The sequence below is a fragment of the Enterococcus sp. DIV0421 genome, from assembly GCF_051713745.1.
In the GTDB taxonomy this organism is placed as follows: domain Bacteria; phylum Bacillota; class Bacilli; order Lactobacillales; family Enterococcaceae; genus Enterococcus_D; species Enterococcus_D casseliflavus.
Map to the genome: position 1 here is coordinate 1,146,277 of NZ_JBIOQM010000002.1, position 17,244 is coordinate 1,163,520.

The window sequence follows — 17,244 nt, forward strand, 5'->3', positions numbered from 1 at the left end:
TATACCACGAAAAAGGAGGAAAACGACTGATGCTTTATTTTGGACGCAGTCCGTGGATGCTACAAGCGGTTTTCGCCCTGCGGCAAGCCGTTTTTGTGGAAGAACAGCACATTCCTATAGATTGGGAATTTGATGAAAAAGACCAAACTTGCCCATACTATCTTTGGCTAGATGGACGCATCCCGATCGCTACCATCAGATATCAATTCTCTACGCCAAACACCCTGCAACCTGATCGCTTTTGCGTAGCCAAGGCCTATCGGCACCAAGGATACGGCACCAAATTATTGCATTATCTCGAAATGCGTGGTATCCAAGAGGATGCCCTCCAATCAGTGTTATCCGCAGAGATCGACGCTTGTGCGTTTTATGAATCCTGTGGGTATCAAAAAACATCTGAACCCTATGCTGAAGATGGCGTATTGTGTGTAGAAATGACCAAACAATTAAAAACAGCAGTCAAGGAAGAGTAGTTCTCTTCCTTGACTGCTGTTTTGCTAAGCATTAGCTATTCGAATTTTTCTTGTTTTTGCGGGCCGTTCGAGTCGTTTGACGACGTTCGATCTTCCGTTTTTCTTTGTTCTTCTTATCAACAGCCCATTGAATTTTTTTCTTGTAGCCAGGCTTGATTTTTTTCTTCTTTTTCTTGACTAAGCCAATCAAGGTTGGGTCTAATTCGTCACGAGATTTTTCTCGCTTTTGCCGACGATTCCGATCGTAAGTCGCAACGATCTCGCCATTTTTGATTTCCTTCGGTTGGAAAACAACCCCTAGATCTTCGATGGCTTGGATTGCCCCTTCATCGCTTGGATCATAAAAAGTGATCGCGGTCCCATCCATTTGGTTTCGACCGGTCCGACCAACACGGTGGATAAAGAAATCCAAATCAGCTGGAATCTCAGCATTGATGACATGAGAAACCCCTTCAATATCAATTCCTCGCGCAGCTAAATCTGTTGCGACAACATATTGGTAGTCCAAATTTTGCACTTGGCGCATGATCCGTTTTCTTTCACGAGGACTGATGTCGCCGTGGATCTTCGCTACTTTTAAGCCTTGTTCCTTTAAGTAATCCGTAATTTCATCCACACGGCTCTTCGTGTTGGCAAAAACGATGGCAAGATAGGGATGGCCTGTAGTCAATAATTGATAGATCAATTTATTGGTATTTTTCCCTTTGGTAGAAATCAACCAATTCTCGATCGTATCAGAGATGACTGCTTTCGATTTGATTTCTTCGATCAATGGATTGGCCATGTATTTTTTCAAGAATGGGCGCAATTTCTCTGGAATCGTTGCGGAGAAAACCAGCATTTGTAGTTTCTCAGGCAAACGCCCCGCAATTTGATCGACTTCTTCCAAAAAGCCCATATCCAAGGTCATGTCTGCTTCATCCACGACAAATACATTGGCAGTGTGAACCCCTAACGCTTGTTCGTTGATCATATCCAAGATACGACCAGGTGTCCCAATCACGACATGGGGCTGTTGATTTTGCAGACGGCTTAATTGACGTTGCTTATCCGTTCCTCCGACGAAATTTGACACTCGAATTTCAGGATCATGAAATCCGCCGATTTGTTTTGCGGCGTGATAGATTTGCGTGGCTAATTCACGACTCGGTGCAGTGATCACTACTTGCACTTCATCTTTTTCGGCATCGATTTTATCCATCAACGGCAGTAAAAATGTGTGGGTCTTACCACTTCCGGTCTGTGATTGCCCTACAACACTGCGTCCTTTTTGGATAACAGGTATCAGTTTTTCTTGCACTTCTGTTGGTTTAGAGAACTTTTTATCAGCAAGTGCTTCATAAATAAATGGTTGAAATTTAAATGACTCAAAAGACATTCAAACACCTTCTTTCTTTTAGCATCCTTTGGATTATAGCATATGTTGCCTTGTTTTCCTAACTTTCTTTTGTAATCGATTGAAGATCGATCGTACTGATAGTATACGTTGCACTGCGGCGTTCATAGAAAAAGCGACTTTCTTTTTTTATTGCTGCCCACAAGAGATTCAAGTAAAAACCAAACTGGATCAACCCAAAAATAACTACCATCAACAAACTAACGACTAAAAGCAGCAGATTGTTGGACTCAAGAAACGGAGCGAAGAAGATATTGACCCGACTGATGCTGGCATAAATCAGATAAAACAAGCCATAGCGTTTCAATAACGCCCCCAAGCTGACACGCTCACGGCCTTCTTGCATGATTTTGATTCGTACGAGTTTTTTTCCAATCGTTTGTCCTTTGGCAAGGTAAGCCAACAACACAAAGTACAGCAACACTTCAAGAGCAAAGTACCAATAGTCCCCACTAAAGTCCCGTACCGTCTGTTGAGTGAGCAAACGAACAGCGATCACCACAAGGAAACTGATCACATTCAGTATTCCCCAGTCGATCAACCAAGCAAACACCCTTCGTGTCACAGTCACCCGAGTGCCTTTGGCGTAAGAATCGGCATCCATCTCTTCCCTTGATGGCAATAAGAACGTAAAAAGTGGGGCGATCGTCCAGCCCACAAGCCCTCCAACTGTATTGACAAAGAGATCATTGACATCGAATAAGCGATACGGACGAGGATAAATAAAATATAGGCCCGTCAACTGCGTTAATTCAAAAAACAACGTCAGGCAAAACGTAATAACGAGTGTTTTTAAAAAGGAACATTTGAAGTAATAACGCAAATAGACCCCAAATGGTAAGGTCAACAATAAATTAAAGAGTGGCTCAAGAAAGACCCCCTGCTTCATAGCGGGAAGATAGGTTTGCGGATCGTGAATGTTTAAGACGGTCTGTTGGACAAAATGTTGCCACGATGCCCCTAACTGCAATTCCATCTTAGGACCAGTCATCTGTGCTACCTCTTCGATCGAGGGCAATGGTAGGATAACTAAGAAATAGGCGCACAATAAATAGAAGACAAATGAATACAGAACCAGTGCGCGTGACAAGATAAAACGACCGTATTTTCGATATTGGATAACAAAAAAAATCATTGATATCGCCAATGCTAGGAAAGGAAAAACCAGCAAGGCAACCTTTATTGGGGTAATATAAGCGGACATAAAGAACTCCTTCACGTTTTCTTTTTATCTTACACGCTATTTCCCAAAACGTAAATTTTGGAGTATCATAAAAGAAAAGGAGGTTAAAAAACCATGTTAAATCCCTATTTTGCCTTTGGCGTACCGGCATTCCTTTTGGTTTTATATGCAGCTTTTGCTCTTTTTCGCCGGTCTTCCGATATTCCCTATCTAGGCTTCGTCCTTTTCATCATTGCTGGTTTTCTGACAGGATTTAGTTTACAAGTCATTCAACAAGCCATCAATGAAGTGGAGAAAACATCTCTTGAACACGTGCAAGAAACCCACCTTTACTCGCCTTATTTATTAGCGATTCCATTGATTGTGGGCATTCTTTTACTGATTGTCAACTTGATTCGCGGCTATTTAAAAGTCAAAAACGTTCGTCTGCGGACAAAATAAAAACAACTTACCTAGAAATACGAATTGATCCTGCTCCTCTTGACGGGAAATGAGATCGCTTCGTATTTTTTTGGTAAGCTGCCTAGATTGCTAGACCCGTTCTAAAGATCCATCCGCCACTTTCGTAGTAAAACAGTTTATCAACTAAAAAAAGGTTTATTCGTCGGCTAGTTCTTCATCCAGGTCTGTCTCTGAGGTATCAGCAAAAGACTCTTTCACATCATCATTGACTTGCTCCAATAAATATTGCCAATCACTATTCGACACAACCACCACATCGATATTCTTTTCTTCATCGATCAGCTCGAGATTCGAAACATCCTCTCCTAACTGCTGGAATAGGTCGATCAATGTTTGGTCTTGTAGCGTTACGTATTCAGTCCGTTTCATCCTTCTTCCCCCCATGAGTCAAAAAATTCATAAAACAAGATATCGAAACTAGTAAGATCGGTCATCTTTTGTAAAGTAGATAGATCTAAACGAATAAACGCTTTTTCCACTAATAAATAATGGTTTTCTTCCAGCGCTTCTTCGATAAATGGTAAAATCTCTTCTTCATCCCCTAATGTTTCACTAGAGATTTGGTCGATTTGATCAAACAAGCGATCATCTTGCAACAAAAAGAATTGATCGTCGTAAAGATAGACTGCGATTTGATATTGCCGGATGGGTAGCTCAGCCCGAATGACAAAAAAGCATTCCCCTGAATTGGAAATCGCTGGCAATAGTTCATTCGGTTGTAATGCCTGTTGGTAGTACATTTCCATCCCTCCTTTGTACTTATTATTATAAAGAACAATGGAGGAAAAAGGAAATAATCGAATTTCAGTTTAAAAAACTCTAAACAAAGTTAAACATCCCATTCTGCATAGAATTCTTCTAAAAAATCCTTCATGAAAGCCACACGCCGTTGGGCTTCTTTTTTGCCATACGCCGTGGTCATCTTTTCAGGAAGCAAAAATAGTTTCTCATAAAAATGATTGATCACCGTCGTCCCTTTTCGGTAATCTTCATGATTTTGAAACGTCTTTGGGGCTAAGTCACTGACATGGATCGGGTGTTGATGACTGCCACCAAAATAACTCGTCCGTAAAATACCGATCGCACCTAAAGCATCGAGACGATCTGCATCACGAACGACGCGGCCTTCTACTGAGACAACTTGCGCGCCTTGCAAAAGTTCTTTTGAAAAAGACAGATTCTCGATAATAGAAAAAATTTCTTTCGTTTGTGCTTCACTGGCTCCCGCTGTGGTCAAACAAGCTCGCACTTCGTTAGACGCCGCTGTGACATCCGCCACAACTTTGTCATCCACCGTATCATGGAGATAGGCTGCCGCCTGTACGACAAAGCAATCAACTGCCAATTCGTCGGCATCAATGATGGCTTGACTTAACCCAGCCACTCGTTTGACATGATCAAACCCATGTCCTGTGTAATCATTCCCCAGAATACTTTCGGCATAAGCAATTACTTTGCTAAGATCGGCAACATTGTATTCTTCCTTCATTTTTTTCCTTCTTTCGATATGAAAGCAGCTAGCCTTCTTTTTTCGATGGTGATTGATACAAAAGGAAAAGAAGTTCAACAAGACGAGCACCCCATGAAATAATTGGGGCGGCAACGTCTTGCGAAGCTTCTTTCCACTCGTTACTTTTAAGCGAAATCTTGCGTCTCGCTGATTTTATAGACACTAAAATAGATCTTGCGTAAATAGTCTAATAGATATTGAGGATTCAATAATTCCTCCGTTGCATCTAAAATCAATTCATTTGGTTTCTTGGATGCGCCATATTGATGAATATTTTCAGTCAGCCATTTACGAATCGGTGAATAATCATCCGAAGCCAACACTTCATCGACATTGATTTCTTTTTCCATGGCGTGGAGTAATTGTGCTGCATACATATATCCTAGAGCATAGGATGGGAAATACCCGAAGCTTGAACCTGACCAATGAACGTCTTGTAAGATCCCTTCCAAGTCATTTTCTGGACGAATCCCTAAATATTCCTCGTATTTGTTATTCCAGATTTTTGGCAGTTCATCGATCGATACGGTTTCGTTAAAGATCATTTTTTCGATCTCGTAACGAATAATGATATGGATGACATATGTCAGACTATCAGCTTCAATACGGATCAAGCTAGCTTTTGAGTGCTTTAAGGAGTCATAGAAAGTGTCAAAAGACACATCATCAAACGTGCCTTCCGCACATTCTTGGAAAAATGGGTATTGCTTTGCCCAGAAATTGCGGTTGCTGCCGATAATGATTTCATTAAACAGCGATTGGGATTCGTGGATTCCCATGGACGCCCCTTCATGAACAGGCGTGCCTTCGTATTTCTCATCGATGTTTTGCTCGTACATCCCGTGACCAGCTTCATGAATCACACCGAACAGTCCCATCGAAAAGTCAGTTTCGCTCCAGCGTGTGGTCAACCGTACATCATTGTGGTTGATCCCCGTAGCGAATGGGTGGACCGTATTATCCAAACGGCCGCGAGAAAAGTCATAGCCTAAGTCGGCGATCACTTTTGAGATAAATTTACGTTGTTGCGCTTCGGTCATCTTACGTGAAAGGATCGAAGTGTCTGGCGCTGTTCCTTTTTCAGCCAATTGACGACGAATATCCATGATACCGTCTCTCACTTGTGAGAATACGTTATCCAAGATCTCAACCGTCATATTCGGCTCGTATTGGTTTAACAAGACGTCATAGTTCGTCAGCTCATTTTTCTTCCAATAAGGAATCAATTCTTTCGTCAAGCGAATGTTTTCAGAAAGAGCGTCTTTAAATAAAGAAAAATCTTTTTCTTTACGGGCTTTGAGCCAAGCAGTATGTGCTTTTGACGTAGCTGCGGAAGCCGCCATCGCTAACTCATTCGGCACATCTTTTTGCAATTCATATTCTTCTTTGACTAATTGATACGCAACTTTCCCTACTTCTGATAATTCATCTGGGTGTTTCCCGAAATAGTTGATGGCTTCTTGGATTGGTTCCCCCACTTTTTTATCAAAGTATAGACCATATAAATAGCTGTCAACTTCCGCACGGTAATCACTGGCTTTTTCTGGCATCCCTGTTTGATTATCCCAGCCTAAGATCCCCATTGCTTGTTGCAATAGATCGATTTCTTTTAATTCTTTCAGAAATTCTTGTTCTTTCATTCAGCAGACTCCTTTTTGCGTGGCGGACGTTGTCCCCAGTATTGGAAGAGATCGGTACGAATCGCACCGTTGTATAATTTGCGTTTTTTTGTCGCTTTTTCGCCGTAATGGGTCTCAAAAGTCAAGTCACTGGTCAAAAAGTACTTGCTCCAGGTTTTAAGCGGCCGAAACACTTGGCCCATTTCCTGATACAGTCGCTGAACGGACGCTTCTTCTCCTAAGCGTTCGCCATAAGGAGGGTTAGCCACAACGACACCATACTCTTTTTCTGTTTTAAAGTCTTTAACGGCTTGTTGTTTGAAGGTGATCGAGTCTCCTAGACCGATTTCTTCCGCATTTCTGCGGGCGATCTCAATCATTCGACCATTGATATCCGAACCGGTAATATCTAATTCGACATCATAATCTGCTGCTTCATCTGCTTCTTTCCGTACTTTTTCAAATACTTCTGCTGGGAACCAATCCCACGTTTCGCAAACAAATTCCCGATTAAAGCCAGGGGCGATATTGTGACCGATCAACGCTGCTTCAATGCACAACGTGCCTGATCCACAAACGGGATCGACAAACGGCTTGTCTTTGTACCAATTTGTCAGCATCACTAAAGCCGCAGCCATGTTTTCTTTCAGCGGCGCGCCTCCTTTTTCTAAACGATAGCCACGTTTAAACAAACTAGGGCCAGTCGTATCCAATGTGATCATCGCATGGTCTTTTAATAAAGCGACTTCTAATTGGAAAAAAGCGCCCGTTTCAGTCAGCGGCACACTTGCTGGACGATGGTATACTTCTCTTAAACGATTGACGATTGCTTTTTTGGTAATCGCTTGACAATCAGGTACACTATACAATTTTGATTTGATTGATTTACCAGCTACTGGAAATTCAGCGTCTAAAGGTAAAAAGTCTTCCCACGGTAACGCTTTAACTTCTTCAAACAGCTGATCGAAAGTCAATACGTCAAATTCCCCGACGACGATTTTGATACGGTCCGCTGTACGGAGCCACAAGTTCGCGGTAGCAATGGTCTCCATCGTCCCTTTAAAACGCGCTCGGCCGTTTTCAACCTCACACTCGATCCCTAAATCCCGTAATTCTTTGCCCACTAGTGCTTCTAAACCGCTCGCAGCGGTGGCAATACAATTAAATGTTTTTTCAGTCATAACGCTCTCCTTCTTGGTATAAAAAAACCTTCCGTTGCTGGAAGGATTCCCTGATAGGTTGTGATTTTCTATAAGCCATGTTTTGTCCGTATTTTCCTCAGGGAGAAGAAAACACTGGGTAATTATCTATCTGCAATTACTTGCCTTCTTGCTCCGTTCATTTCCGTGCAAAAAGTGCCCCTACCATTGTTTGGGTTGCTCGCTCGAGGGGTTTACCGCGTTCCACCAAGACGGTTTCCCGCCTTGCTTCGTCACTGTGGCACTTTCAAGGATACTTTGGCATAGCTTACACCTTAGCCATTTTTCCTGCCGTTACTTTCTCAAGTACCCTAGCTTATGGTTTCGCTAGGCACGAACACTACAAGCATCTCAGCTTGTGCGAGCATGGACTTTCCTCAGCATAATCGAGTTATGCCGCAATTACCCGAAAACCACAACTATCTTTTCTACAGTAGATTAGAATTGACGGGTTTTTTCGTTGTCATCTTCAAAATCAGCATTTGTATAGTTACTGTTGTAGGAAGAAGAACGAGTGACAGGTTCTGATTCACGATCAAGCTTTTTGCCAAACACTTCTTTTTCAAGATTAGACAACCGTTTCAAAATATCAAAGTTTGTAACGGTTTGGCTTTTCGGCGCTTCTTGTTGAACACGAGATGCGATCGCTTGGTTTTTCGACAATTGATCGATTTTCGCTGTCAGACGATCATTTTCTTCTTGCAGGGCTAAGATTTCTTTGTTGTAGCTTTCGTAGTCTTTAATGATATTATCTAAAAACTCGTCCACTTCAACTGGATCATACCCACGCATTTTTGTTTTGAATTCTTGTTGCAGAATATCTTTTGGACTATAAATTAAATTTGCCATTATTTACACCTCATTGTTTATTCCAAATGGTTTTCACTTTCTAGACCATTCTATCAAAAAATATACGAAAATCAAAGTAAATTACTATCAAATGTTGCGTTTTGTAGGTCATCCATTGTTATTTGATGAATAAAGTAGGGATTTTGCTCACTATAAGCTTTGGCATCTCTTAAGAAATAATTAGGTTTTCCTGGAAATTCGTCATCATATAACACAAGTGCGCCTTCGGTATGCTCCAGTAAAAATGCCGTGTGATTTCTTAATTGACTGGGGTCTTGGTAAGGCTTATGGCTGGTGGCATTGACATAATCGGCAAATGACTTCGCTGTTTGCAGTGCCTGCTGATTTGTTTCGTTCCAATTTTCACCAAACCCTTCAAAAGGAAAAATAATTCCTAGTTTCAGTTCTGGGTATGTTTGTTTTAATTTTTCAACGGCTTCGGCACACCACAGCTCCGCGCCAAGATTCCCGCTGATCAAGAGCCATTCTAACCCTTCTTCGACATAATTGGTCAAAGTCGACATTATTACTTTCTTAATAACTGCAATCTTGGGATCTTTTGCTTGAAAGACACCTAATTCATAATTACGATAGCCAGTAAAGTATAAGGTTTTCATTGTTTCTCTGGTCATCTCTTTTCTTTCCAAACGACTTTTTGGTATAATGTTGCCTAGGAGTGTGAACAACATGGTTATTCGTTACCCGAATGGACAATCTACTACCTATGATGACGGCAAAAAACAAAAAATGCAAGAGAAACTAATAAAGCCAAAAACGTATGCCAATCGTGGGATGCGTTTTGAAGAAGCGATCAATGAAAGCAACCTTTATTATTTGAATCGGAAACTTGCTGTCATTCATAAGAAACCGACACCAATTCAAATCGTGAAAGTAGATTATCCAAGAAGAAGCGCCGCCGTAATCAAAGAAGCCTATTTCCGTGAGGCATCCACCACCGATTACAATGGGGTTTATCAAGGGCAATATATCGACTTTGAAGCGAAAGAGACTCAAAACAAAACGTCATTTCCCTTTAAAAATTTTCATCCACACCAAATCAAGCACATGGAAGACTGTTTGGAACAAGCGGGTTTATGTTTTGTTCTTTTATGGTTTTCTAGTCTACAACGCTGCTTTTTTCTCGATAGCAAGTGCTTAGTTTCTCAATGGCACCTGCAAAAAGAAACGGGAAAAAAATCAATGACACTGGCCTATATTGAAACGAATGGGATTGAAATCATCCCTTCAATTGCGCCGCGTATTCCCTATTTAAAAGCAGTTGATCAATTTTTAACGATGAAGGAGAATGATTAGTATGGCAAATGGATCACAATCGAGGACCTCTCGGCATGATTCTAAAAAAGGTACAGCTAAAAAAGCACCAAAGCCTCCTAAGGCAAAAGGCAAACGAAGCATTGGGAGTATTCTTTTAAAAGTATTTATGGGGCTGTTTTTCTTAGGCTGTATCGGGATTCTATCCGGGATGGGGCTATTCTGGTGGTATGCCAAAGATGCGCCTGCACTTGATGAAACACGTTTGGATTCAACGGTTTCTTCTCGTTTCTATGCGTCAAATGGCGAATTGATCACTGAATTCGGTAGTGAAACCAGAGAAAAAATTACAGCAAGTGAGATTCCTCAACTGCTGGAAGACGCGATCGTCTCTGTCGAAGATCGCCGCTTCTACCAGCATATTGGAGTCGATCCGATTCGGATCGTCGGTTCCGCATTATCCAATGCCACAACCGGCGGTATGCAAGGCGGAAGTACGTTGACACAGCAATTGATCAAGCTGTCCTTCTTTTCTACCAGCGCTGAAGACCAAACATTACGTCGAAAAGCACAAGAAGCATGGATGGCGGTTCGTCTTGAACAAATGAAATCAAAACAAGAGATCCTCACTTACTACATCAATAAAGTATATATGTCCAATGGTGTATATGGGATGCAAACGGCCGCAATGAAGTTTTACGGCAAGCCGTTAGCTGAACTAGACCTTGCGCAAACCGCTTTGATTGCCGGTTTACCAAATGCCCCTTCAGCTTTTGACCCATTTTCGCATCCTGATAATGCGAAAAGTCGGCGAGATGTTGTTTTAGGTGCGATGCTGGAAAATGAAAAAATCACGCAAGCGGAATATGATGCGGCCGTTGCCGAGGATATTCAAGAAGGCTTGCAAGACAATCCCCGTGAAAACCAAGAGTGGAAATACTTTGACAACTACTTTAACGAAGTGATCGCTGAAGTCAAAGAAAAAACTGGGAAAGATGTGTATACTGACGGCTTAGATATTTATACTAATGTCGATATCGATGCACAAAAACGATTATATGACATCGTCAACAGTGACGACTACGTTGATTACCCAGATGACAAGATGCAAGTTGCCGCTACCTTAGTTGATGTTAACACAGGCAAGGTGACCGCTCAGATCGGTGCCCGTAATGTTGATGATGTTCTAGCAAATAACCTGGCTGTCAATGTCGCACGAGACTTTGGTTCGACCGTCAAACCAATCACAGACTATGGCCCTGCCTTTCAATTTCTACAAGATTCCACGGGTAGAATGATTTTAGATGAACCTTACACGTATAAAGGGACGAATATTCCTGTTTACAACTGGGATCGCCAATATATGGGCAATATCACCTTGCGGACCGCTCTAGCAGAGTCTAGAAATGTGCCGGCAGTGAAGCTGTTTGATGAAGTCGGCGCGGACAATATCGCAGACTTTCTCAGTGGTTTAGGAATCGAATATGATACGATCACCCAATCCAATGCGATTTCCAGCAATACGGATAAATTGGATGGCACAAAGTATGGGATCTCCAGTCTGAAAATGGCCGCTGCTTATGCTGCGTTTTCAAATGGTGGCACCTATTATGAACCACAGTACGTCAATAAAATCGTCATGCAAGATGGTACAGAAGACGAAGAATCCTTTAAAGTTTCTGGTCAAGAAGCAATGGATGATACGACAGCTTACATGGTGACCGATATCTTGAAAGATGTTATTTCTGTCGGAACTGGAACCAACGCGCAAATCGATGGTTTGTACCAAGCAGGGAAAACGGGAACGTCCAACTACACCGATGACCAGTTAGCACAACTGGATACATCGAATGGTGCCTACCCTGATATTACCTTTGCCGGCTATACTCCCTCCTACTCATTGGCGGTTTGGACAGGCTACAACGACAAAATGACACCGATCACTGATAGTAGTACCCATGTGGCTTCAGATGTCTATCGTGAATTGATGCGCTATGTTTCTGCTTCTGTAGAAAACACGGACTGGACAATGCCTGACGGATTGACACGGATCGGAAGAGAGCTTTATCTTGAAGGGACGTACACCCAACCAAGCTATTCAGCACCAAGTTCGTCCAGCAGCAGTTCCTACGTTGAACCAACGACACCTTCTACAGAAAGTAGCGAATCAACACCATCAAGTACAATAGAATCATCAAGCGAAGTAACACCACCAGTGACAACACCTGATGAGGATGATTCATCATCGGTCGTTACGCCTCCTGCTTCTAGTCAGGATCCCGGTTCAACAACACCTTCCAGCAGTGAGGATAATCCTTCCTCACCACCGGACCCGCCGGAACCAAACGATGGTAGTGTCGAATAATGGAGAATCGCAAAAAAACAGTAGATCAAAATCTGATCTACTGTTTTTTTATAACTAACTGCCATATAAATGTAGAAGCTTACTTTTCAAGCTCTTCAAACAGCAATTTTTTATCGGAAAGCTGATGAACTTGATTATGCAGATCGTCAAACAAGTGAATCACATTTTCTTTCGTCTCGTTCACTTCAAAAAGAATCTCTTTGGCACGATCATGAATCCCATCGATCCGCATTTCTGTTGTACGGATCATTCGTTCAGATTCGATTTTCGCTTCCTGAATTGTGCGATTCGCTTTTCTTCTAGCAAAGACTAAGACCTCACTGATTTCTGTTTGGAACTGCTCGTTTTCGATTTGTAGGGCTGCATTTTCTTCCCTTAATGCTTCGATTGTCGCCTGAAGCTCTGCGACTTCTTCATTTGATTCGCTAGCTGATACATTTGCAGCAAGCTCTTCTTTTTCTGCCAATTGCTGTTTCAAATCAGCAATTACCTCTTGCAGCTGCTGGATTTCTTGCCGCTTCAAGGTCCATTCAGCGCGTTCCTTTTCGTAAGTTTGTTTCTCTTGTTGCTCTTTTTCTTGCTGAACAGCTAACTTGGCTTCTAATTGCTGGATTTTTACTTCAAGTTTTTCTGTATCTTCTTTTGCAAGCTGCTCTTCTAGGTCTTTGACTTTCTTATTCGCTTCTACTAGCGAAGCTTTTAATTCTTTTGCCTCTGCTTCTTGTTGAGCCACTACCTTCTGCTGTTTTTTTAACTGATTTTTTTCTTCCTGTAGTTGCTCATTTTCTAAAATCAATTCTTTGATTTCAAAAGATAAATTTTCAATCATATGATCCTTTTCTTGTTCTTTTGACTCTTGCTTATTTGTCTGGTTTGTACTCAATTCTTTCTCCATACGTTCTCCTTTATCTTCAACGAGTTGACTATCCTTGGCGTAGCTATCACGGTTGCCAGAGGACTTTTGCTGCACTGCTATCTTTTTGACACTTTGCTCTATCTGCTGATCTCCAGCCACTCTTTGGTGAGAAATCGGTTTTGCGAAAGTTTGTGCGACAGGTTTTACTGCTTCTTTCTGGGTTTTAGGGAGTTCATTGTCTGCTGGTCGATTGGTCTCGTCCTCATTTTTTTCAGGGGTAGCCTTTGCGGACCCTTGATCCTCAACGATTCCCTCTTCTTGATTTGTCTCCTCAAATTCATTCAGCTCTTCTATGGATAATTGATTCACTTCATCCATTAGCTTTTGGGCAGAAAACCAACCTTTGTTTTTCTTTTTCATCATTAATTTTTCACACTGCCTTTTTGTTCATTTGTATTGATCGTTTCACTTTGATCCGTTTGAGGAGTAGACGATATGCTCTCGCTCCTCTCGTTGTTGTCTACTTCTTGAGCATCAGTGTTTGGGAATCTGCGTTCTAAAAGGGTCCAGACCCCATTCTCGTCACGAATGATCGTCTGCTCAAAGGACTGATCAGAATCCTTGGAAAATTGGACAGAGAAGGTTCCTTGGGTGATCAGGGGAACGTTCTGCATATCATGGAGTAGACGAGAAAAATTCTCTTCCCATCCGTTTAAGTCATCAATTGATGGTAATTTGCTAGATAGAACAATCGAGATTTCTTGCAAAGGCTGATCAACAAAAATCATCGCTACAGTGCGACCTAGATATGGTGATAACTGATAGGCCAACTCATATTCAGCTGCAAACTGTGCTTCACGATCATTGGAGACGAGTAAATGCTCCCAATCAATCGCTTCAAAAGAAAAGCTGTTCTCAGGATATGCAAAAATCGGCATACGCATCCATTCCGTTTGTTCAGTTCTTAGCGCGAAGACTTCCTCTTTCAATTGACTGGTTTCTTCTTGCAGCTTTTGCAAATGAATGCCGCCTGTCAGCTGAAAAACTGTTAGTAGCAAGACACTTACGATTATGGCACTACTGCAGCCCAATAAAATTAGCAGGTGCCCACTGCGCAGGTTGTGCTTAAATAAACGCAGTTTCCTTTTGGATAAAGCATCTGACGACAGCTGCTTTTCAACTTTTCTTAATAAATATTCTCGATACAATCGCCAACCGATGATACTACCTGCTCCAATGGCAAGCAGTATCATCCCAATATAGATAAAAATCACAGTCTCTTCCTTCCATCAAAACTAAAATTCGTTTTATTCATCCATTTTGATACAAACTTAGTCTCGTTGATATGTTGCAAGAAATGAATCATCGCAAACTTCCTTTCAAAAAGCTGATGTTTCAGAAGAACGTGGTCACCACACCATAAAAGGTTTTACTTGAAATGATTCCAAATTCTCTACTATCACTTGAAGTGAGCAGTGCATCGCCAACGACAAAGTACTCATCTTCTTTGAGGTACCCCCGAATCGGCAACGCCTCAACGGCTTCATCCTTCACAGTGATCATAAATGAAAAATCAAAGTCAGTATCCTCCGCCCCAATCAACAACCGCTCCTGTGTACGAACGAAGGAATCCCCCGGCACACCAATCACTCTCTTGATCAAAAATTTTCCTTCCTGTTCGAAAGCGATCAGCTGATAGCGATTTGGCTGACGCTTTTTATGAATCAGCACAACTTGTCGATCCTCGATCGTCGGCAGCATGGACGTTCCTCTGACTAACGCCAGTCGATACGGCTGAAGAAACGCAATAAGCAAAAGGACCATCAAAAAGATACCGCTGATAGGAAGACCTATTTGTCTATGCCTTTTACTCATATTGCCAGCCCTCCATCCTTATTTTGGCATAATATATGAAACACTTGATGAGTGCGCCAATTCATTGCTGATCACGCGATAAGAGATTGTGGTTCCACCATAGACATTTCCTTCTGAAACCAAAATACCATTTGGACCAACGGCTTCAACAAAAGCGACATGACCATAACGAGGATCAGATCCAGCTGTTCCAGGTGCAAAAGAGATCATACTGCCTGCTTTAGGCGTTTGACTGACGTTGTAACCTAAACGTCGTCCGGTATTGCCCCATTGACCACCATTTCCCATGTAGTCATCTACTTGACCGCCTAATTGACTCACCCGATTGAACACATACCAAGTACATTGTCCAACAGGATACGAACCAGAAAGATTGTAGTCATGACCGTTGTATTCTGGGAATGTCATGAGGGAGCGATACTCTTCTGGAATTTGTTCTTTTCCTTGGATAAACAAGCCTGTTTCTGTTGCGATCACTTGGTCATATTGCGTCAATCCATAGACCGCAATCAGTGAATTGATTTTTTTACTATAATTAACATCGGTCGCATAAGTGCCCGTCAAAGCATCTGCTGCCCGAAGATAGTTTTTTGATTCAGAGCGCCACACGTCTTGATAAAAGGTTGGATTTCCAGTGATTCCTCCGCGAATCAATTTGACATAATCTGCCATCGAATCTCGATAACTTGAATAGGAACGAAAGGCTGCTTGAATTTGGAATAGTTCTCCGTTGCCTTTATCTTCCATTGTTGGTAAAGTCACGCTGCTTCCTTGATAACTGCCTTTGATCCCAAAAAGGTTATAATGGGGACTGCTGGAAAGCCCGCTGTCGCCACTGCCGCTTTCAAGGATCGCTTGCGCGATTAATACAGAAGCAAAGACATCGTATTCTTGCCCTAAGCTTTGGGCTTCTTGTGCCAATGTTTCAATAAACGTCTGGGTCTTTTGATTCACTGTAAATTCGTAAGGGGCTGGATATTCAGTAACTAGCTTTTCGCCATATGTAGCCAATTCAGGATTTGATAGCCGTCTGATCGATAGCGGCTCTTCGATTGAAGCCCGCTGAACTTCGATGGCAGTTTTCGTTGGCTCTTCTTGATTTGTCACTAAACTTGCTTGGTAACCATCTGCGAGGTAGATACCAATTAACTTATTTTCGTCATATAAAAGATCCCCCGGTTGTAATTGTTCAACCTGCTGTTCTTTTTCTATCCAGCTAGCTTTTCCTTCTATAACCGCTTTGATCCGTTCATTGATCCATTCGTCCATTGTCGATGGTTCTTCTAGTTCACCAATTTGCCCGATGATCTCGTAAACCAATGCCGCTTGCCATTGGGCATCATAATCAGCTAATATCGGCAAGGTGAAATCTAACAGATTCGAATCTGCGATCTTCGCTGCCCGAAAACTCTCTGGTAAATCAATGGTACGTCCATCATAAAAAGAATTTTTCAAGTGAGAAGTAGCATCTGGTGATTGAACGACAGGGTTTATTACTTGCTCAGGTGCAATAATCGGAGGTGTTTTCGGCTCCTCTTTTTTTGCATTTTCAGTATTTTCGTTGCTCTCAGTTGAAATTTCATTTTCTTTTGGTGCCAATGACTCATCAATCAAGTCGGTCTCTTTTGGCTTGTTCTCTGTTTCTACTTCTAGATCGTCCGTTTCAGCATCTAGTTTTTCCTCTTCCTCGGAAGGTTCCGTGGACTCTAATTCCTCTAGTTCGGTCGTTTCCGCTGACTCGGTCGTTTGTGTTGAGTCTGATTCTTCAGACGAATCAAGAGATTCTACAACGGGATCTGCTGTTTCTGAATCCACAAGCGGTTCATTTGATTCGGAGGATAACTCGGTCGAGTCCTCCGTTTGCTCTTTGCTGACGTCTTCTTGACTTTCTTGGTCTTCTGCTGCCGATGAATCTTGGTCATCAAGTTGCTGTTCGACATTTGTATTTTCTGAATAGTTATCAGGCTGAGGGCTTTCTTTCGCCAGCAATACGGGAGAAACAAAAAGTTGGCTTGCTAAAATCCCAGCACTGAATACTGTCAGATATGACTTCTTTTTTTTACTCTTCATACAGTTTCCTTTCTCTTGTTTCAGCTGGCATCATTGGTTTTGAACAAAACCTGACGAACTGATTCAAAGCTGCTTGAATAGTTATTGCACGAGTTTAGGTGAACTCTATCTCTTC

17 protein-coding genes and 1 other RNA gene are annotated in these 17,244 nt (G+C 42.0%); 4 read left to right on the forward strand and 14 right to left on the reverse strand.

The features are described 5' to 3' along the window. Window positions 1–29 precede the first annotated feature (29 nt). Window positions 30–473: a GNAT family N-acetyltransferase gene (locus IGI96_RS16585; protein WP_438785379.1), complete on the forward strand. Its 444-nt coding sequence runs from the start codon at window positions 30–32 to the stop codon at window positions 471–473. Window positions 474–504: 31 nt separating this feature from the next. On the opposite strand, the gene IGI96_RS16590 is transcribed toward IGI96_RS16585, so the two are convergent. Together IGI96_RS16590 and IGI96_RS16595 are read right to left on the reverse strand one after the other, a co-directional pair. Continuing rightward, window positions 505–1,851 (reverse strand): DEAD/DEAH box helicase, encoded by a 1,347-nt coding sequence (locus IGI96_RS16590; protein WP_086338190.1) that lies wholly within the window; start codon window positions 1,849–1,851, stop codon window positions 505–507. 58 nt (window positions 1,852–1,909) lie between these two features. Further along, window positions 1,910–3,073, reverse strand: a complete 1,164-nt coding sequence (locus IGI96_RS16595) for a VanZ family protein (RefSeq protein WP_086338189.1) — start codon at window positions 3,071–3,073, stop codon at window positions 1,910–1,912. Between the two features lie 93 nt (window positions 3,074–3,166). Here IGI96_RS16595 and IGI96_RS16600 point away from each other — a divergent pair, with 93 nt between their 5' ends. Further along, window positions 3,167–3,493: a hypothetical protein gene (locus IGI96_RS16600; RefSeq protein WP_010748384.1), complete on the forward strand. Its 327-nt coding sequence runs from the start codon at window positions 3,167–3,169 to the stop codon at window positions 3,491–3,493. Window positions 3,494–3,649: 156 nt separating this feature from the next. On the opposite strand, the gene IGI96_RS16605 is transcribed toward IGI96_RS16600, so the two are convergent. The 8 genes from IGI96_RS16605 to IGI96_RS16640 all read right to left on the reverse strand — a co-directional run bounded on the left by IGI96_RS16605 (window position 3,650) and on the right by IGI96_RS16640 (window position 9,308). Further along, entirely contained in the window at window positions 3,650–3,883 is a 234-nt protein-coding gene (locus IGI96_RS16605) for a hypothetical protein (protein ID WP_010748385.1), read from the reverse strand. Continuing rightward, window positions 3,880–4,260: a hypothetical protein gene (locus IGI96_RS16610; RefSeq protein ID WP_005226138.1), complete on the reverse strand. Its 381-nt coding sequence runs from the start codon at window positions 4,258–4,260 to the stop codon at window positions 3,880–3,882. Before IGI96_RS16610 ends, IGI96_RS16605 begins: the two co-directional genes overlap by 4 nt. Before the next feature lie 83 nt (window positions 4,261–4,343). Beyond that, window positions 4,344–5,003, reverse strand: a complete 660-nt coding sequence (locus IGI96_RS16615) for an HD domain-containing protein (protein ID WP_005226139.1) — start codon at window positions 5,001–5,003, stop codon at window positions 4,344–4,346. 146 nt (window positions 5,004–5,149) lie between these two features. After that, window positions 5,150–6,664, reverse strand: coding sequence for a carboxypeptidase M32 (locus IGI96_RS16620; RefSeq protein WP_438785380.1), 1,515 nt, complete (start codon window positions 6,662–6,664; stop codon window positions 5,150–5,152). Further along, window positions 6,661–7,824 (reverse strand): THUMP domain-containing class I SAM-dependent RNA methyltransferase, encoded by a 1,164-nt coding sequence (locus tag IGI96_RS16625; RefSeq protein ID WP_010748389.1) that lies wholly within the window; start codon window positions 7,822–7,824, stop codon window positions 6,661–6,663. The genes IGI96_RS16620 and IGI96_RS16625 overlap by 4 nt, the downstream gene beginning before the upstream one ends. A 66-nt stretch (window positions 7,825–7,890) precedes the next feature. Further along, an RNA gene (gene rnpB / locus IGI96_RS16630) (RNase P RNA component class B) lies at window positions 7,891–8,256 on the reverse strand. Between the two features lie 24 nt (window positions 8,257–8,280). After that, window positions 8,281–8,691: a cell division regulator GpsB gene (gene gpsB / locus IGI96_RS16635; protein ID WP_005226142.1), complete on the reverse strand. Its 411-nt coding sequence runs from the start codon at window positions 8,689–8,691 to the stop codon at window positions 8,281–8,283. A 71-nt stretch (window positions 8,692–8,762) separates the two neighbouring features. Further along, window positions 8,763–9,308 carry a DUF1273 domain-containing protein gene (locus IGI96_RS16640; RefSeq protein WP_086338722.1) on the reverse strand — a complete coding sequence of 182 codons (546 nt, stop codon included), beginning with the start codon at window positions 9,306–9,308 and terminating at the stop codon, window positions 8,763–8,765. Between the two features lie 70 nt (window positions 9,309–9,378). Here IGI96_RS16640 and recU point away from each other — a divergent pair, with 70 nt between their 5' ends. Together recU and IGI96_RS16650 are read left to right on the forward strand one after the other, a co-directional pair. Continuing rightward, window positions 9,379–10,005: a Holliday junction resolvase RecU gene (gene recU, locus IGI96_RS16645; protein WP_015509744.1), complete on the forward strand. Its 627-nt coding sequence runs from the start codon at window positions 9,379–9,381 to the stop codon at window positions 10,003–10,005. A 1-nt stretch (window position 10,006) separates the two neighbouring features. Then, the gene (locus IGI96_RS16650) at window positions 10,007–12,328 is read left to right on the forward strand and encodes a PBP1A family penicillin-binding protein (RefSeq protein ID WP_176323957.1); all 2,322 of its coding nucleotides are present in this window, start codon (window positions 10,007–10,009) and stop codon (window positions 12,326–12,328) included. A gap of 79 nt (window positions 12,329–12,407) precedes the next feature. On the opposite strand, the gene IGI96_RS16655 is transcribed toward IGI96_RS16650, so the two are convergent. The 4 genes from IGI96_RS16655 to IGI96_RS16670 all read right to left on the reverse strand — a co-directional run bounded on the left by IGI96_RS16655 (window position 12,408) and on the right by IGI96_RS16670 (window position 17,129). Continuing rightward, the gene (locus IGI96_RS16655) at window positions 12,408–13,604 is read right to left on the reverse strand and encodes a hypothetical protein (RefSeq protein ID WP_270288290.1); all 1,197 of its coding nucleotides are present in this window, start codon (window positions 13,602–13,604) and stop codon (window positions 12,408–12,410) included. A 2-nt stretch (window positions 13,605–13,606) separates the two neighbouring features. Continuing rightward, window positions 13,607–14,458 carry a hypothetical protein gene (locus tag IGI96_RS16660; protein WP_375838838.1) on the reverse strand — a complete coding sequence of 284 codons (852 nt, stop codon included), beginning with the start codon at window positions 14,456–14,458 and terminating at the stop codon, window positions 13,607–13,609. Window positions 14,459–14,579: 121 nt separating this feature from the next. Beyond that, window positions 14,580–15,059: a signal peptidase I gene (gene lepB / locus IGI96_RS16665; protein WP_015509748.1), complete on the reverse strand. Its 480-nt coding sequence runs from the start codon at window positions 15,057–15,059 to the stop codon at window positions 14,580–14,582. 18 nt (window positions 15,060–15,077) lie between these two features. Beyond that, a complete protein-coding gene (locus tag IGI96_RS16670) occupies window positions 15,078–17,129 on the reverse strand; it encodes a glucosaminidase domain-containing protein (protein WP_270288296.1) in 2,052 nt (683 codons plus the stop codon). Window positions 17,130–17,244: the final 115 nt, after the last annotated feature.

Excerpts from the sequence above, each read along its gene's own strand:
- IGI96_RS16585 (WP_438785379.1), top strand. The coding sequence starts at position 30 with ATGCTTTATTTTGGACGCAGTCCGTGGATGCTACAAGCGGTTTTCGCC.
- IGI96_RS16590 (WP_086338190.1), bottom strand. The coding sequence starts at position 1,851 with ATGTCTTTTGAGTCATTTAAATTTCAACCATTTATTTATGAAGCACTT.
- IGI96_RS16595 (WP_086338189.1), bottom strand. The coding sequence starts at position 3,073 with ATGTCCGCTTATATTACCCCAATAAAGGTTGCCTTGCTGGTTTTTCCT.
- IGI96_RS16600 (WP_010748384.1), top strand. The coding sequence starts at position 3,167 with ATGTTAAATCCCTATTTTGCCTTTGGCGTACCGGCATTCCTTTTGGTT.
- IGI96_RS16605 (WP_010748385.1), bottom strand. The coding sequence starts at position 3,883 with ATGAAACGGACTGAATACGTAACGCTACAAGACCAAACATTGATCGAC.
- IGI96_RS16610 (WP_005226138.1), bottom strand. The coding sequence starts at position 4,260 with ATGGAAATGTACTACCAACAGGCATTACAACCGAATGAACTATTGCCA.
- IGI96_RS16615 (WP_005226139.1), bottom strand. The coding sequence starts at position 5,003 with ATGAAGGAAGAATACAATGTTGCCGATCTTAGCAAAGTAATTGCTTAT.
- IGI96_RS16620 (WP_438785380.1), bottom strand. The coding sequence starts at position 6,664 with ATGAAAGAACAAGAATTTCTGAAAGAATTAAAAGAAATCGATCTATTG.
- IGI96_RS16625 (WP_010748389.1), bottom strand. The coding sequence starts at position 7,824 with ATGACTGAAAAAACATTTAATTGTATTGCCACCGCTGCGAGCGGTTTA.
- gpsB (WP_005226142.1), bottom strand. The coding sequence starts at position 8,691 with ATGGCAAATTTAATTTATAGTCCAAAAGATATTCTGCAACAAGAATTC.
- IGI96_RS16640 (WP_086338722.1), bottom strand. The coding sequence starts at position 9,308 with ATGAAAACCTTATACTTTACTGGCTATCGTAATTATGAATTAGGTGTC.
- recU (WP_015509744.1), top strand. The coding sequence starts at position 9,379 with ATGGTTATTCGTTACCCGAATGGACAATCTACTACCTATGATGACGGC.
- IGI96_RS16650 (WP_176323957.1), top strand. The coding sequence starts at position 10,007 with ATGGCAAATGGATCACAATCGAGGACCTCTCGGCATGATTCTAAAAAA.
- IGI96_RS16655 (WP_270288290.1), bottom strand. The coding sequence starts at position 13,604 with ATGAAAAAGAAAAACAAAGGTTGGTTTTCTGCCCAAAAGCTAATGGAT.
- lepB (WP_015509748.1), bottom strand. The coding sequence starts at position 15,059 with ATGAGTAAAAGGCATAGACAAATAGGTCTTCCTATCAGCGGTATCTTT.
- IGI96_RS16670 (WP_270288296.1), bottom strand. The coding sequence starts at position 17,129 with ATGAAGAGTAAAAAAAAGAAGTCATATCTGACAGTATTCAGTGCTGGG.